This is a genomic window from Massilia sp. FBCC-B171 (assembly GCF_059134155.1).
This window is the reverse complement of record NZ_CP101443.1, coordinates 3,657,447-3,672,495: the sequence shown is the minus strand read 5'-3', so window position 1 is coordinate 3,672,495 and position 15,049 is coordinate 3,657,447. Positions and strand designations below refer to the sequence as shown.

Sequence of the window (15,049 nt, the reverse complement as noted above, 5' to 3'; positions counted from 1 at the left end):
GTCTTGGTTGGTAATGATTTACTTCTTTACTTCATGAAGGGACCCCAGCTGGGCTCCCGAATGTTTCCCGCGTTCGTAGTCAAGCGCTGCTTGACCCGACCATCCGTCGATACGACAGCCAGCGAGGCACGCCCGCCGCCTTTGTTCGCATACATGATGTATTTGCCGTTCGGCGAAAAACTCGGTTCGGTGGCCCCATCGGCCAGGCGCAGCTCCTGGCCGCTGGCCAGGTCTTTCGCGTAAAGGGAGTAGCCGCCGTCGCGCTGGGAAATCCAGGCCAGGGTCTTGCCGTCTGGAGAAACGCGCGGGCTGATGTTGTAGTTGCCGTTGAAGGTGACGCGGGTAGCGTTGCCGCCCGAAACACTCATCTTGTAGATCTGCGGGCCGCCGCTGCGGTCGCTCGTGAAATAGATGCTCTGGCCGTCGGCCGAGAATTGCGGCTCGGTGTCGATGCCGTTGCTGTTGGAGAGGCGGCGCAGGCCGGAACCGTCGGCGCCGACGATGTAGACCTGGTAGCTGCCCGACTTCGACAGGGCGATCGCCAGGCGGCTGCCGTCCGGCGACCACGACGGCGCCGAGTTGCTGCCTTTTTCATTGGAAATCACGCGGCGCTTGCCGGTGACCAGGTCCTGCATGTAGATGACCGGCTTGCGGTCTTCGAAGGAGACGTAGGCGACGCGGCCGCCGTCGGGCGACCAGGCCGGCGAGATGATCGGCTCGCGGCCGCTGACGGCGACGATCTCGTTCGCGCCGTCGGCGTCGGCCACGGCCAGCGCGTACTGGCGCCCGGCGCGGTTTTCCTTCACGTAGGCGATGCGCGTCGAGAAGATGCCGCGGCTGCCGGTCAGCTTTTCGTACACGTCGTCGGCGATGCGGTGGGCCTGCAGGCGCGTGTATTTCGGCTGCACTTCGCCGCCCAGCGAGGACAGCTGGCTGCCCTTGACGGTGTCGTAGAGCTTGTAACGCACGGCCAGGCGGCCATCCGGCTGGCGCTGGACGCTGCCGACCACGAGTGCGTCGGCGCCGCGGCCTTTCCAGGCGCTGGCATCGATGCTGGCGCTGTCGCTGATGACCTGGCCGGCGTCGATCACTTTGAAGACGCCGCTGCGTTCGAGGTCGGCGCGGATGACGGCCGAGACCTGGGCCGGGGCGATCGATTCGTCGGCGAAGGCCGCAACGGCCACCGGGATCTGGTTGCTGCCGACGCCGGCGATCTCAATTTGCAGCTGTGCATTGGCCGCCGACCCGATGACCAGGGTGGCGGAAAACAGTAAATAGTGAAGTTTTTTCATGCGTTCTTTTCTCGGAAAAATTGTTCAGCTCAGGTTTCGGCTGTGTTTAGTCCAGGTCTTTCATGGAGAAATTGACCACGAGGGTGCGCTCCACCGTACCATCTTTTTTCTTTGGTAGTGGTGTCGATTTGTTAATACCGCGCTCAACTGCCTCATCGAAGGCAGGCACACCGCTGCTCTTGGTCAGGCGCACCGACAGGATCTCTCCGGTGGGCAATTGCTCAACCTTGAACACGGCTTTCGGATTGCCTGGCGCATCGAGGCTGCCGGCATACGTCGTGTTGCTCTTGATGAGGGCCGTGATCTTGCCGACATAACCAGCATCGATTTTCGGCGCGCTCGACTTCTGCGCGCTGCCGGTGCTGCCGGCGGCGCCCATCATGCGTTTGAGTTCCTCGTCGCGCAGCTTGTCGAGCTTGGCCTGTTCGGCGGCGTCGGCTTTCGCTTTCGCGGCCTTGTCGGTGGCAAGCTTCTTCTTGTCGGCGGCGAGCTTTTCGGCGGCCAGTTTCTTGTCCGCTTCGGCTTTCTTCTCGAGCTCTTTCTTCTCGAGTTCTTTTTTCTCGGCGAGCTTTTTATCCGCGGCCTTCTTGTCGGCCAGTTCCTTGGCTTTCAGCTCTTCGCGTTCTTTCTTTTCCAGCTCGCGCTTTTCCAGTTCGCGCTGCTTCTTCTGCTCGGCCAGTTTCTTTTCGCGTTCGAGATTAATGTCGGGCACGGCCGGCTTGACCGGTTCCGGTTCGGCGACTTTCGGCACAGGCACAGGCACAGGCACAGGCACAGGCACAGGCGGGACCGGGGTCGGCTCCGGCTCCGGTTCGCGTACTTCCGGCGGCGGTGGCGCCGGCAATGCCGGTGCGGCGGCCGACTCGACCTTCATGTCCCAGACTTCGGCCTCGACCGCGGGCGGCTCGGCCTTCTGCCAGTTCACGCCGATCCACAAGAAGGCCAGCAGCAGGGCGTGCACCGCCAGCGCCAGCAGGATGGCGGGCATGCGGTTCGGTTCTGGCGGCAGCGTGTACTGGGCGCCGTTGGTGGCTGGCTTCATTGCGGACATTACTTATTTCGTCGCGAGGCCGACGCGGTTGATCCCCAGCTTCTTGGCTTCGGAAATCAGTTCGATTACGTCGGCATACTTGCTTTCGCGGTCGCCCGCGATCATCACCGGATAGTCCGGGTTGCTCGCGTGCAGTTCGCGCAGGCGCTCGAGCAGGGCTTTGCGGTCCGGCATCGATTCGGCTGCAATCGTTTCCTTGCCGCTCACGCCAATCGACAGCGTGGCGTCCGGTTTCACCGTGATGTGGATATAGGTGTCCGGCGGCAGCGAAGACTTTTCCGCGCCTGGCAGGTTGACCACGTTCGGCGTGACGTTGGCCGGCACCGCCATGAAGATGATGAGCAGCACCAGCATCACGTCGATGTAGGGCACGACGTTGATTTCGGATTTCAGTTTGCTGCGGCGTCCGCCGCGCATGCTGCTGGAAAAAGCCATGGTGAATCCTCTCGATCAGCGCGACTGGCGCTGCAGGATGTTCGAGAATTCCTCGACGAAGCTCTCGAAACGCGTGGCGAGGCGGTCGATGTCATGCGTGAAGCGGTTGTAGGCAACCACCGCCGGAATGGCCGCGAACAGGCCGATCGCGGTGGCGATCAGCGCTTCGGCGATGCCGGGCGCGACCACGGCCAGGGTTGCCTGCTGGACGCTGGCAAGACCGCGGAAGGCGTTCATGATGCCCCAGACGGTGCCGAGCAGGCCGATGTAGGGAGATACGGAACCGACCGAAGCCAGGAAGTTCAGGTGCAGGTCGAGGCCGTCGAGCTCGCGCTGAAAGGCGGCGCGCATGGCGCGGCGGGAACCGTCGAGCACGGCGCCCATGTCGAGCGCGTCGCGCGAGGCTTGCTTGCCCTTGATGAATTCGCCCATGCCGGCTTCGAAGATGCGCGCCAGCGGACCGCTCTGGTCGCGCTGGGCCGAAGCCGACTGGTGCAGGGTGTGCAGGTTGCCGCCGGCCCAGAAGCTGCGCTCGAACTGCTCGGTCTGGCGGCGGGCGGCGCGGATGGCGAACAGTTTGCGGAAGATATACGACCAGCTGACCACGGACAGCACGAGCAACAACAGCATGATGAGCTGCACGATCAGGTGCGCGTTGCTGATAAGAGCCAGGAAGGAGAGGTCGTGGGTTGGTGTCATCGGTTAATTAGAAAATAAGCGGCAAATAAGCAGTTTGTTGAATGGATCAAGCGGCACGCATTTTATCAGCCACGTCGCCGGGGAGCGAGCGCGGCCGCACGGTGGCGATGTCGACGCAGCCCACTTTCACGCTCGCTTCGACCAGCAGCAGCTCGCCGCGGTAGGCTTTCTGGATGAAGGCGATGGACGCACGGCCCAGCTTTTCGATGGCGAGCGTCAGGGTGATTTCATCGTCGAGCCTGGCAGGGGCGTGGTAATCGATGGTCGCGTTCTTGACGACGAACGCAGCGCCTTCGCGCTCGATCAGGGCATGCTGGTCAACGCCGGCGGCGCGCAGCCATTCGGTGCGCGCACGTTCGAAAAACTTCAGGTAGTTCGCGTAGAACACGATACCGCCTGCGTCCGTATCTTCGTAATAAACCCGTACTGTCCAGGTGAAAAGCGAAGGCATCTGATCTGCCATAAGTGATAAAAGGAAACATTTTACGCTATCCGCGCATATGTACGCCAGCGAACACACCAGTCGGGCAGCTCGCTTGGGGTATTCGTTGAAATTTTGTCAGGCGCGGCTTAGTAGACGAGAGGTGTCGCTGTCAGGACAATAACTGTAACACTTTCTCACAATTATCAAATCGCGGGCGCACGGCGCGGTTGCGGCAGAGCCGCCCAGCCTACGGGTATCCTCGCCATCGTCGCCGGTTTTATACCCGCTTGATGTTGAACGGCGCGAAGCCCTGGCAGGTCGGCATCATCTCGATGCTGTTGACGTTGATATGCGGCGGCAGGGTCGCGATCCAGTAGGCGGTCTCGGCGATATCCTTGGCCGTCAGCGGCGTCGTGCCTTCATACACTTTAGCCGCGGCCGCGTCGTCGCCATGGAAGCGCACGTTCGAAAACTCGGTGCCGCCGCACAGGCCAGGCGCCAGGTTGGTGGCGCGCACGCCGGTGCCGACCAGGTCGGCACGCAGGTTGAGCGTGAACTGTTCCACGAAGGCCTTGGTCGCGCCGTACACGTTGCCGCCCGGGTAGGGGTAGTGGCCGGCCACCGAGCCGAGGTTGATCACCAGGCCGCTGCCGCGCTCGACCATGGCCGGCAGCAGGGCGCGCGTCATCGTCACCAGGCCCTTGCAGTTGGTGGCGATCATGGTTTCCCAGTCGTCCAGCGGCGCCTTGTGGGCCGGCTCGGTGCCGAGCGCGAGGCCCGCGTTATTGATCAGGACGTCGATCTGGCGCCAGGATTGGGGCAGCATGGCCAGCGCTTCCTCGATCGAGGCCTTGCTGGTGACGTCGAGTTCGACCGGCAGCGCCGATTCGCCCAGTTCGGCGGCCAGCGCATCGAGACGCTCCATGCGGCGCGCGGCCATCACGACCTGGTGGCCGTTGCGGACGAAAGTGCGCGCCATTTCGGCGCCGAATCCGGCAGAGGCGCCGGTGATGAAAACGATCATGGTGGATTCCTCGGTTGGCGGGTGCTTTTATGCGATTGTAGCCGAAATGACCATGTTGACCGGGGAGGGACCAGCTTATCAGGCTGGCAGGGCTTTCCTTGCCCTAAGCGGGCAGTTCACATACAATCCCCAGTCCATTTATGTCTCACGTAACTGGCGAAAATCCCAGGCGCTCTCAGCGCTGGGGCAAGGTGGGCACCCACCGGGGAGCGTGAGATTTCATCCGCCGTTCGCCTGGGCAACCGACAATGGGTTCGCGCGCATCTTGTCGATGCAGCGCGCCTGTCGTTTGCCGGCCTCGTGCCGATCCAACACTGCCGTTGTCCGGTTTCTTATCGATTGGAGTTCTGTTCATGTTTGCAAAAGATCACACGCTGGCCAAGGTTGACCCGGAACTGTGGGGCGCCATCCAGAAAGAAAACACCCGTCAGCAGGACCACATCGAGCTGATCGCATCTGAAAACTACACCTCGCCGGCCGTGATGGAAGCACAAGGCTCCCAGCTCACGAACAAGTACGCCGAAGGCTATCCGGGCAAGCGCTACTACGGCGGCTGCGAATACGTCGACGTCGCCGAGCAGCTGGCGATCGACCGCGTCAAGCAACTGTTCGGCGCGGAAGCCGCCAACGTGCAGCCGAACTCGGGCTCGCAGGCCAACCAGGGCGTGTTCTTCGCCATGCTCAAGCCTGGCGACACCATCATGGGCATGTCGCTGGCCGAAGGCGGCCACCTGACCCACGGCATGGCATTGAACATGTCGGGTAAATGGTTCAACGTCGTGTCCTACGGCCTGACCCCGGAAGAAGACATCGATTACGAAGCCATGGAAGCCCTGGCGCGCGAGCACAAGCCGAAGATGATCATCGCCGGCGCCTCGGCCTTTGCCCTGCGCATCGATTTCGAGCGCTTCGCCAAAATCGCCAAGGAAGTCGGGGCGTACTTCATGGTCGACATGGCCCACTACGCCGGCCTGATCGCCGCCGGCGAGTACCCGAACCCGGTGCCGTTTGCCGACTTCGTGACCTCGACCACGCACAAGTCGCTGCGCGGCCCGCGCGGCGGCATCATCCTGATGAAGGCCGAGTTCGAGAAGCAGATCAATTCGGCGATCTTCCCGGGCATCCAGGGCGGTCCGCTGATGCACGTGATTGCCGGCAAGGCCGTGGCCTTCAAGGAAGCCCTTGAGCCCGAGTTCAAGCAGTATCAGCAGCAAGTCGTGAAGAACGCCAAGGCCCTGGCCGAGGCGCTGATCGCACGCGGCCTGCGCATCGTGTCGGGCCGTACCGAATCGCACGTGATGCTGGTCGACCTGCGCGCGAAAGGCCTCACCGGCAAGGAAGCGGAAGCCATCCTCGGCCAGGCCCACATGACCTGCAACAAGAACGGCATCCCGAACGACCCGCAAAAGCCTTTCGTGACCTCGGGCATTCGCCTGGGCAGCCCGGCCTTCACGACGCGCGGCTTCAAGGAAGAAGACGCGACCCGTGTCGGCCACCTGATCGCCGACGTGCTCGACAACCCGCACGACGCTGCCACCATCGAGCGTGTGAAGGCTGAAGTCAAGCTGCTGACCGACAAGTACCCGGTGTACGCGGCGTAAACAGTATTTTTGTTTCAGACGTAGTAGAGTTCAGGAACGGCGCCGGGCATCCGGACGCCGTTCCTTCGCATCACAGGTTCACGAGCATCACCGGCGCCCCATGAAATGTCCGTTCTGCCAGCATGAAGACACCCAGGTCCTCGATACGCGCGTATCCGAGGAGGGCGACGCCATCCGCCGCCGGCGCCGCTGCGTGCAATGCGACAAGCGCTTCACGACCTACGAACGCATCGAATTGTCGATGCCGATCATCGTCAAGAAAAACGGCAGCCGCGCCGAGTTTGCCAGCAGCAAGCTGCGCGGCAGCCTGATGCTGGCCCTGCGCAAGCGCCCGGTGTCCGCCGAAGCGATCGACGCCGCCGTCGCCTCGATCGAGGAAAAGCTGCTCACCAGCGGCCGGCGCGAAGTCGATACCGGCTATGTCGGCGAACTCGTGATGCAGGAGCTCAAGCGCCTCGACGAGATCGCGTACATCCGCTTTGCCTCCGTCTATAAAGACTTCAAGGATCTGGCCGAGTTCCAGCAAGCCCTGGCTGAAGTGGGCCATCCCCGCAAGTAGATCAAGTCGTTTTAAGCAGCCCGCGCACGCTTGAGCCAGCGCAGGCGCGTCCTTACCCTCACTGATAACTTCGCAGCTCGCGCGAATTGACGCGCTTGAACTGTGGAGGTGTGCCTTGCTGCGCTGTCGTCCTGGCGGTTTTACTTTGGTCGAGGTCTTGGTCGCGCTATGCGTGCTGGCGCTGGGCGTCGTGGGTGCGGCGGCCACGCAGATCTCGGCGGCGCGCCTGCGCCAGCAGGCCGCGCTCGAATCCGAAGCGGTGCAGCTCGCCGCCTCGCTGGGCGCGCGCATGCGCGTCAACGCCGCCCAAATGGCGCTGCCCGACGCCTCCAACCCCTATCTCCAGTTCGAGTACGACGCGCTTGCGGGCGCGCCCACGCCGCCGCCCGTGCAGTGTTTCGGCGCCGCCAATTGCGCCCCGGCCCAGCTGGCCGCGCACGACCTCTATGACGCGGCGCGCATCGTGCACGCGGCCTTTCCCGGCGGGCGCATTGCGGTCTGCCGCGACGACGGCGGCTGGGACGCCACGCTGCAGGCGTTCACGTGGGCCTGCAGCGGCAGCGGCAATGCGCCGGTGGTGGTCAAGCTGGGCTGGCGCTTGCCGGCGCGCGCGGGCGAAGCCGCGCCTGAGACGGCGCCCTTCATTGCCATGGTGGTGGCGGGATGATCGCGCCTCGCCTGAGCGCTCAAGGCGGCCTTACCCTTGCCGAACTGCTGGTCGCACTGGCGCTCGGCCTTGGCGTGCTGCTGGCCGGCGGCGTGCTGATGATCGGCGCGAACCGGGCCTATGTCGCCCATGAAGACGCGGCCGGCATCGACGACGGCGGGCGCTACGCGCTGGCGCTGATCGGGCGCGCGGTGCGCCAGGGCGCCTTCATCGACTGGGAACGGATCAGCGCCGCGCCCGTCAAGGCCTTGCCGGCGCCGCTTGCGGGGCTCGACGGCCAGTCGCTCGGCAAGGCGACCAGCGGCATCGACAAACCGGTGGACGCGGCCGTGAACGGCAGCGACGTGCTGGCGGTGCGTTATCCGGGCGCGGGCGCGGCGCCCGATGGCGACGGCAGCGTGATCAACTGCGCCGGCTTCTCCGTGCACGAAGCCAAGGAGGGCTGGAGCATCTTCTATGTCGCGAAGAACAGCGAGGGCCTGGCCGAGCTGCGCTGCAAGTATCGGGGCGCCGCCAACTGGAGCGCGGACGCGATCGTGGCCGGCGTCGACGGTTTCCAGGTCTTGTATGGCATCGATACCGACACGCCGCCGGACGGCATTCCGAACCGCTACGTGAACGCGAGCGCGCTGGCCGCATTGGACGCGGCGCTGCCGCTGGCCGGCGGCGGCCAGGCCGAACTGAACGAAAAGACCTGGTGGAAGCGCGTGGCCAGCGTGCAGGTAGCCCTGCTGCTGCACGGGGAGCGCCCCACGGCCGCGCCCATGCCGGCGGCGGCCTACGCCTTGTTCGGCCCGGTCTATGCTGCTGCCCATGCCGGTGCTGACGCGGGCGTTCAATTGTCGCAGGCGCAGCTGAGCGGCAGCGGCCCGGCGCCGTCGCGGCGGCTGTTCAGCGCCGTGTTCGCGGTCGGCGCGGCCCAGCCTTGAACCGGTCATGAGAATAGCCGGCCCGGAGCGCGGCGCCGCGCTCGTCACCATGCTGGTCCTGATGCTGGCGCTGTCGATGATGTCGCTGTCGGCGGCGCGCGCGGCGCTGGCCGGGGCCAAGTCCGCGCGCTACGAACGCGACCGCCAGGTCGCACATGCGGCGGCCGAAGCGGCGCTGCGCGACGCCGAGCGCGACATCGACGGCGCCGCCGGGCCCGCGTCGCCGCGCACCGCCATTTTCGCCGCAATCGATGCGGATGCGTTTTCCGAGCGTTGCCGCGGCCAGGCCGAGATGGCGGGCTTGTGCAAACCGGCGCAGGGCAAGGCGCCGCCGGCCTGGCAGGCGGCCGACCTGGCCGGGGAGGCGGGCGTCGAATACGGCCGCTTCAGCGGGCGAACGCTGCCGACGGGTTTCGGCACGCTGCCGGCTAGCGCGCCGCGCTACCTGGTCGAATTGCTGCCGGGCGCACAGCCCCTGTTTCGCATCACCGCGCTCGGCGTGGGCGCCGACCCGGCCACCGTCGTCGTCCTGCAGGGCCATTACCGGCGCGCCGCCGGCGGCCAGCCGGGCAGGCGCATGGGCTGGCGCGAGATCGCCAACTGGCCGGCGCTGCACAAGGCCGCATCCGATTGACCCATTCCCGAGGAGACGACGATGGCGCGCATGCGCGGTTTCACCCTGATCGAAGTGCTGGTCGCGCTGTTGATCGTATCCATATTGGCCAGCATCGCCTGGCCGAATTACGCCGCCTATCTCACCAAGACCCGGCGCATGGAGGGCAAGGTCGCGCTGATCATGGCCATGCAGCAGCAGGAGCAGCACCACGCGCTGCACCACAGCTATATCGCGTTTTCGAGCGCGGCGCCGGTGGCGGGCTTGCCGTGGTGGTCGGGAACGGCGGCGGGCGCCAGCTTCTACGAACTCGATGCCGAGGCTTGCCCGGCGCGCACGCTGCGCGACTGCGTGCAGCTGCGGGCGCGTCCCGGCACCGCGAACGTCGACGTTCGCTTTCGCGATGCCGAATGCGGCGCACTGACCTTGCTCAGCACGGGCGAGCAGGGCGCCAGCGGTCCGTCGAAGCGCTGCTGGCCATGAGGCGGGCGCGGGCCGGCTTTTCGCTGCCCGAACTGCTGGTCGTGACCGCGATTGCCGCCGTGCTGGTGGGCGTGGCCTTGCCCGACCTGGCCGGCCTGCTGCGCGCCCAGCAGCTGCGCACCGCTACCCACGACCTGTTCGGCGCGATCGGCCTGGCGCGGGCCCAGGCGATCGCGCGCAACGAACGCGTCCTCGTCGTGCCGCGCGACCCGGCCGGGGTCGACTGGGCGCAGGGCTGGCGCGTCTTCGTCGACCGCGACGGCGACGCTGTGCCCGGCCCGGGCGACGAAGTCCTGGCCGTGCACGAGGCGCTGGCGGAGGGCTTCGGCAGCGCCTTTGCCTTCACGAGTCCTGCAGCGCCGTATTACATCGCCTACAATGGCGCCGGGCGCAGCTGCAGCGCGGCCAGCAGCGCCGCGGCGCGCTGGGGCACGCTGTCGCTGTTCCACGGCGGCGCGGCGCGGCGTATTAAAATCAACATGCTGGGCCGGGCGCGCGCCTGCAACCCGGCGCGCGACGACAACTGCGACGGCGCCGACGCGCCCTCCCTGGACTGACCAAGAACGACACTGTGCACATCGATACCGATACCGACGCCATGGCGCTGGCCCTGGAATGGGCCGCCAAGGGCATGACTATCACCGCCCCCAACCCGCGCGTGGGCTGCGTGATCGTGCGCGGCGGCGAAGTGATCGGCGCCGGCCACACCCAGCCGGCCGGCCAGGCCCATGCCGAAATCCAGGCGCTGCGCGACGCCGCCGCGCGCGGAAACGATGTGCGCGGTGCGACGGCCTATGTCACGCTCGAGCCCTGCAGCCATTACGGCCGCACGCCGCCGTGCTCGAACGCGCTGATCGAAGCGGGACTCGGACGCGTGGTGGCCGCGATGGGCGACCCGAACCCGCTGGTGGCCGGGCGTGGCATGGCACAGCTGGACGCGGCCGGCATCGCGACCGCCTCCGGCCTCCTGGCCGACGCGGCCTACGAGTTGAACATCGGCTTCTTCTCGCGCATGCGCCGTGGCCGGCCCTGGGTGCGCCTGAAAACGGCGGCCAGCCTGGACGGCATGACGGCGCTCGAGAACGGTGAGAGCCAGTGGATTACGGGACCGGAAGCGCGCCAGGATGGCCATGCCTGGCGCGCGCGCGCCTGCGTGATCCTGACCGGGATCGGCACCGTGAAGGCCGACGATCCGCAGCTGACGGTGCGCGGCATCGACACGCCGCGCCAGCCGCGCCGCGTGATCGTCGACAGCCGCCTCGACATCGCGCCGGACGCCCGTATTTTGCAGGGCGCGCCGTGCTGGATCGTCGCTGCCGTACCGGACGCGGAAAAACAAGCGCTGCTGCGCGCGGCCGGGCACGAGGTCATCCTGCTGGCCAACGCGGCCGGCAAGGTCGACCTGCCGGCGCTGATGCTGGAACTGGGCCGGCGCGAGATCAACGAAGTGCACGTCGAAGCGGGATCGAAGCTGAACGCCTCGCTGGTGCGCGAAGGCTGCGTCGACGAGCTGCTGGTCTACCTTGCCCCATCCCTGATCGGGGCCGGGCAGGGCATGTTCGCGCTGCCGCCGCCGGCACGCCTGGCCGACAAGATCGCGCTGCGCTTCCATGCGGTGACGCCGGTCGGCGCCGACCTGCGCATCCTCGCGCGCTTGCAAACCGAACAATCAACCTGAAGGAATCGCTGCATGTTTACTGGAATCGTCGCCGCCGTCGGCAACATCAACTCGGTGTCCCCCCTGGCCGGTGGCCTGGACGCCGGCGTGCGCCTGCAGATCGACGCCGGCGGCCTGCCGCTGGCGGACGTCGGCCTGGGCGACTCGATCGCGATCAACGGCGCCTGCATGACGGTCGTCGAAAAGACGACGTCGAGCTTCTGCGTGGACGTGTCGCGCGAAAGCCTGAGCAAGACCGCCGGCCTGGATGCCATGGGCGAAGTCAACCTGGAAAAGGCGCTGACCCTGGCCGAGCGCCTGGGCGGGCACCTGGTGTCGGGCCACGTCGATGGCCTGGGCACCGTGCACAGCTTCGAGCCGGTGGGCGAATCGCGCGAGCTGGTCATCGACGCGCCGCAGGAACTGGCCAAATTCCTTGCCTATAAAGGCTCGGTGGTGGTCAACGGCGTGTCGCTGACCGTGAACCGGGTGGAAGACCTGGCGCTCGATGGCGCGAAGGTTTGCCGCTTCTCGATCAACCTGATCCCGCACACGATCGAAGTCACCACGCTCAAGCACCTGAAGGCCGGTTCGAAAGTGAACCTCGAGATCGACCTGATCGCGCGCTACGTCGAGCGCATGCTGTCGGCTTCGAAGCTCTGAGTTCCGGCTTCAAGCGTGTTGTCGGGCTCCGCTTCCGGCGCTGCCGGGTCGCCCGGCTGTGCCGGCTGGGCATCGCGCCTTAGCCCGAAGCGGGCCATGGTGTCCGCCGTCGACGGGCGGTGCAGGGCGATCAGGCGCTGTGCGATGTCGCCGATGGAATCAAGCATTCTTGTCCGGTTCAGGTTGCCCAGGGCCGCCACGACCTGGGACTGGTCGGCGCCGTTGTTGAGCTTTTCCATGAATTGGTCGGCCTTCATCACGCGCGCGCTGTCGAAGCGGCGCGGGCGGTCGATGCGCGCATTCGGGGCCAGCAGCACCAGCGTCTCGACCGGCGCATCGTCCATCCCGAGGGGCTCGAGCGCGTCGCGCAGCACCGAGACCTGGCGCGCCAGCGCGTCCAGCGGCGAGGGCATCGGCTCCAGGCGCTTGCTCGCCTCGTTCCAGCGCAGGAAGTCGCCTTCCTCGGTGATCTTCAGGCCCTGCGCGAACTGCTTGGTGTCGAGCAGGTAGAAGCGGCGCGAGCGGTGGATCAGCAGGTGGTCGATCTGGGCCGCCTCGCCATCTTTCGACACCAGCCGCAGGTCGTGCACGACCGCCGTGCGCGTGGCGTTTTTCAGGTACATGTCGATCAGGCCGGTCGCCTCGCGCTCGGCGGCTATCCCCGCGCGCATCATGCGCAGCTCGCGCTCGATCAGCGGCCGCTTGTCGGGACCTGCCAGCGCCAGCATGCGCTGCAAAATCGCGACCACCGGCATCTTGTTGTCGCCATCCTTGTAGATCATGGTCAACTCCTCCTGAACTCGAATTTCAACTCTAGCTCTGCGTCAATAAATCAACATCGATTTCATTAAGGGCAAGCAAGATTATCCCGTCTGCATCCAATTTGTTGCGCTCCAGACTCAGGCAAATGGGCGTAGACTGCGCAGCAAATCAAACATGAGCTTGCCCGCACAAGGCGCGGCGGCCGGACCGAGGAGAAGCGATGAGCGTTGAAAACAGGATGGCGCGGGCGGCGCTGGTGGCAGTGTTGCTTGGCGCGGCAGCGGCGCAGGGCGCATCGATGCGCGAATACCGCCAGGTGGCGATCAGCAGCGGCGGCGAAGCGATCGCCGCGATCGAATCGAGCGACCCGGGCATTCCCGGCCAGCGTGCGCACGCGCGCATCGTCGTGCGCGACGCCGCCAGCGGCAGGATCACCGCCGAATACGACCCCTGCGCCACCTGTTCCTATGATTTCCCGTCTTGGTCGCCGGACCGCAAGGCCCTCGCCTTCATCGGCGCCGACCGCGCGGCGGGCCTGGCGACCCTGTGGGTGGCGCGCGAAGGCAAGGTCACTGCCGCGGCCAGCGTCAAGGGCGTGGCCAATACCGCGCGCTGGGCCCCCGACGGCGCCAGCATCGCGCTGCTGGCCACCGTCGACGCAAAGAAGCAGACCGGCGCCGTGGAGGCGGGCGCGCGCCAGGTCGGCGAGATCGGCATCAGCGACGACGCGCAGCGCATCGCCCTGGTCCCAAGCGCGGGCGGCACGCTGCGCCTGGTGTCGCCGCCGGACGCTTATGTTTATGAATACGACTGGATGCCGGACGGGCGCGGCTTCGTCGCCACCAGCGCCAGGGGGAATGGCGACAACAACTGGTGGGTGGCCACGCTCGGCCATGTGGACGTGCACAGCGGCGCGCTGCGCGTCATCGCCGCCCCGAAGATGCAGGCCAGCCTGCCGCACCTCTCGCCCGACGGCCAGACGGTCGCCTTCGTCGGCGGCCTGATGAGCGACTTCGGCTCGGTCGGCGGCAACGTCTTCACGGTGCCCTTCGCCGGGGGCGAGCCGGTCGACGTGACGCCGAACTATCCCGGCTCCTTCAACGGCCTGGCCTGGCGCGGCAGCGGCCTGCTGGCCTCAGCCCTGCAGGGCAGCGAGATGGCGGTCGTTGCGATCGACCCGGCGGCGCGCACCACGCGCGCCCTCTGGCGCGGCGCGGTGACGGCGAATGGCTCGAGCGCCGGGCGCTTCGTCTTCAGCGGTGACGGCAGCTCGACGGTCTCGGTGCACGAAACCTATGAAACGGCGCCGCGCATCGTCGCCGGCCGCCTGCCCACGCTGTTGCCGGTCACGCGCGACAATGCCGGCTTCGCGCCGCAAGTGGCGAGCCGCAGCCTGACCTGGACCAACGAGGGCATGCGCAGCCAGGGCTGGCTGATCGGGCCGAAGAAGCCGCAGGCGGGCAGGAAGCATCCGATGATCGTGCTGGTGCACGGCGGCCCGGCATCGGCGGCCACGCCCCGGTTCGTCGCTCCCGGCGACTTTGGCAACCCGCTGGTGCGCGAACTGGTCGAGCGCGGCTATTACGTGTTCCAGCCGAACCCGCGCGGCAGCTTCGGCCAGGGCCTGGCTTTCACCCAGGCGAACCGGCGCGACTTCGGCGGCGGCGACTGGCGCGACATCCTGGCCGGGGTCGATGCGGTCATCAAGGAGGCGCCCGTCGACGGCGAACGCCTTGGCCTGATGGGCCACTCGTATGGCGGCTTCATGACGATGTGGGGCGTCACCCACAGCAAGCGCTTCAAGGCGGCGGTGGCCGGCGCCGGCATCGCCAACTGGATCAGCTACTACGGCCAGAACGGCATCGACCAGTGGATGGTGCCCTTCTTTGGCGCCGCCATGTACGACGACCCCGCGGTCTACCGCGCGGCCTCGCCGATCGAGTCGATCAGGAATGCGACGACGCCGACCCTGATGTATGTGGGCGAGCGCGACGTCGAGACGCCGGCGGCGCAGTCGATGGAGTTCTGGCACGGCCTGCGCGCGATCGGCACGCCGACCGCGCTGGTGATCTACGATGGGGAAGGGCATGCGATTCGCAAGCCGGAGCATCAGCTTGATCAGCGCAGGCGGACGATTGAGTGGTTTGAGAAGTATTTGAAATGAATCGCACGGAAACGCCGGCACTGGCT

The 15,049-nt window shown here is 66.3% G+C and carries 17 protein-coding genes and 1 riboswitch; of the genes, 10 read left to right on the top strand and 7 right to left on the bottom strand.

The window, feature by feature from the left end; all coding sequences use genetic code 11:
* Nucleotides 1-26 precede the first annotated feature (26 nt).
* The 6 genes from tolB to NMB41_RS16635 form a co-directional block, all read right to left on the bottom strand.
* Complete coding sequence (tolB, locus tag NMB41_RS16660) at nt 27-1,292, bottom strand: Tol-Pal system beta propeller repeat protein TolB (protein ID WP_494378920.1); 1,266 nt, start codon at nt 1,290-1,292, stop codon at nt 27-29.
* Between the two features lie 46 nt (nt 1,293-1,338).
* Nucleotides 1,339-2,343, bottom strand: coding sequence for a cell envelope integrity protein TolA (gene tolA, locus NMB41_RS16655; RefSeq protein ID WP_494378919.1), 1,005 nt, complete (start codon nt 2,341-2,343; stop codon nt 1,339-1,341).
* 3 nt (nt 2,344-2,346) lie between these two features.
* Nucleotides 2,347-2,778 carry a biopolymer transporter ExbD gene (locus NMB41_RS16650; RefSeq protein ID WP_494378918.1) on the bottom strand — a complete coding sequence of 144 codons (432 nt, stop codon included), beginning with the start codon at nt 2,776-2,778 and terminating at the stop codon, nt 2,347-2,349.
* A 15-nt stretch (nt 2,779-2,793) separates the two neighbouring features.
* The gene (gene tolQ, locus NMB41_RS16645) at nt 2,794-3,477 is read right to left on the bottom strand and encodes a protein TolQ (RefSeq protein WP_192054914.1); all 684 of its coding nucleotides are present in this window, start codon (nt 3,475-3,477) and stop codon (nt 2,794-2,796) included.
* Between the two features lie 46 nt (nt 3,478-3,523).
* A complete protein-coding gene (ybgC, locus tag NMB41_RS16640) occupies nt 3,524-3,928 on the bottom strand; it encodes a tol-pal system-associated acyl-CoA thioesterase (protein ID WP_494378917.1) in 405 nt (134 codons plus the stop codon).
* A gap of 250 nt (nt 3,929-4,178) precedes the next feature.
* Nucleotides 4,179-4,925 carry an SDR family oxidoreductase gene (locus NMB41_RS16635; RefSeq protein ID WP_494378916.1) on the bottom strand — a complete coding sequence of 249 codons (747 nt, stop codon included), beginning with the start codon at nt 4,923-4,925 and terminating at the stop codon, nt 4,179-4,181.
* Nucleotides 4,926-5,064: 139 nt separating this feature from the next.
* A riboswitch (ZMP/ZTP riboswitch) is annotated at nt 5,065-5,172 on the top strand.
* 106 nt (nt 5,173-5,278) lie between these two features.
* Here NMB41_RS16635 and glyA point away from each other — a divergent pair.
* The 9 genes from glyA to NMB41_RS16590 all read left to right on the top strand — a co-directional run bounded on the left by glyA (nt 5,279) and on the right by NMB41_RS16590 (nt 12,097).
* Nucleotides 5,279-6,526, top strand: coding sequence for a serine hydroxymethyltransferase (gene glyA / locus NMB41_RS16630; protein WP_494378915.1), 1,248 nt, complete (start codon nt 5,279-5,281; stop codon nt 6,524-6,526).
* A gap of 100 nt (nt 6,527-6,626) precedes the next feature.
* Nucleotides 6,627-7,085 (top strand): transcriptional regulator NrdR, encoded by a 459-nt coding sequence (nrdR, locus tag NMB41_RS16625; protein WP_494378914.1) that lies wholly within the window; start codon nt 6,627-6,629, stop codon nt 7,083-7,085.
* 115 nt (nt 7,086-7,200) lie between these two features.
* Nucleotides 7,201-7,752 (top strand): type IV pilus modification protein PilV, encoded by a 552-nt coding sequence (pilV, locus tag NMB41_RS16620; RefSeq protein WP_494378913.1) that lies wholly within the window; start codon nt 7,201-7,203, stop codon nt 7,750-7,752.
* The gene (locus NMB41_RS16615; RefSeq protein WP_494378912.1) at nt 7,749-8,681 is read left to right on the top strand and encodes a PilW family protein; all 933 of its coding nucleotides are present in this window, start codon (nt 7,749-7,751) and stop codon (nt 8,679-8,681) included. The genes pilV and NMB41_RS16615 overlap by 4 nt, the downstream gene beginning before the upstream one ends.
* 7 nt (nt 8,682-8,688) lie before the next feature.
* Nucleotides 8,689-9,315 carry a pilus assembly PilX family protein gene (locus NMB41_RS16610; protein ID WP_494378911.1) on the top strand — a complete coding sequence of 209 codons (627 nt, stop codon included), beginning with the start codon at nt 8,689-8,691 and terminating at the stop codon, nt 9,313-9,315.
* Between the two features lie 21 nt (nt 9,316-9,336).
* A complete protein-coding gene (locus tag NMB41_RS16605) occupies nt 9,337-9,777 on the top strand; it encodes a type IV pilin protein (RefSeq protein WP_494378910.1) in 441 nt (146 codons plus the stop codon).
* Nucleotides 9,774-10,334, top strand: coding sequence for a GspH/FimT family pseudopilin (locus NMB41_RS16600; RefSeq protein WP_494378909.1), 561 nt, complete (start codon nt 9,774-9,776; stop codon nt 10,332-10,334). The genes NMB41_RS16605 and NMB41_RS16600 overlap by 4 nt, the downstream gene beginning before the upstream one ends.
* 41 nt (nt 10,335-10,375) lie before the next feature.
* Entirely contained in the window at nt 10,376-11,455 is a 1,080-nt protein-coding gene (gene ribD / locus NMB41_RS16595; RefSeq protein ID WP_494382858.1) for a bifunctional diaminohydroxyphosphoribosylaminopyrimidine deaminase/5-amino-6-(5-phosphoribosylamino)uracil reductase RibD, read from the top strand.
* A 12-nt stretch (nt 11,456-11,467) separates the two neighbouring features.
* On the top strand, nt 11,468-12,097 hold the full coding sequence (locus NMB41_RS16590; protein ID WP_494378908.1) for a riboflavin synthase: 630 nt from the start codon (nt 11,468-11,470) through the stop codon (nt 12,095-12,097).
* On the opposite strand, the gene NMB41_RS16585 is transcribed toward NMB41_RS16590, so the two are convergent.
* A complete protein-coding gene (locus NMB41_RS16585) occupies nt 12,061-12,879 on the bottom strand; it encodes a nuclease-related domain-containing protein (protein WP_494378907.1) in 819 nt (272 codons plus the stop codon). The genes NMB41_RS16590 and NMB41_RS16585 overlap by 37 nt on opposite strands.
* Before the next feature lie 200 nt (nt 12,880-13,079).
* Between NMB41_RS16585 and NMB41_RS16580 the strand changes: the two genes are divergently transcribed.
* The gene (locus NMB41_RS16580; protein WP_494378906.1) at nt 13,080-15,023 is read left to right on the top strand and encodes a S9 family peptidase; all 1,944 of its coding nucleotides are present in this window, start codon (nt 13,080-13,082) and stop codon (nt 15,021-15,023) included.
* Nucleotides 15,024-15,049: the final 26 nt, after the last annotated feature.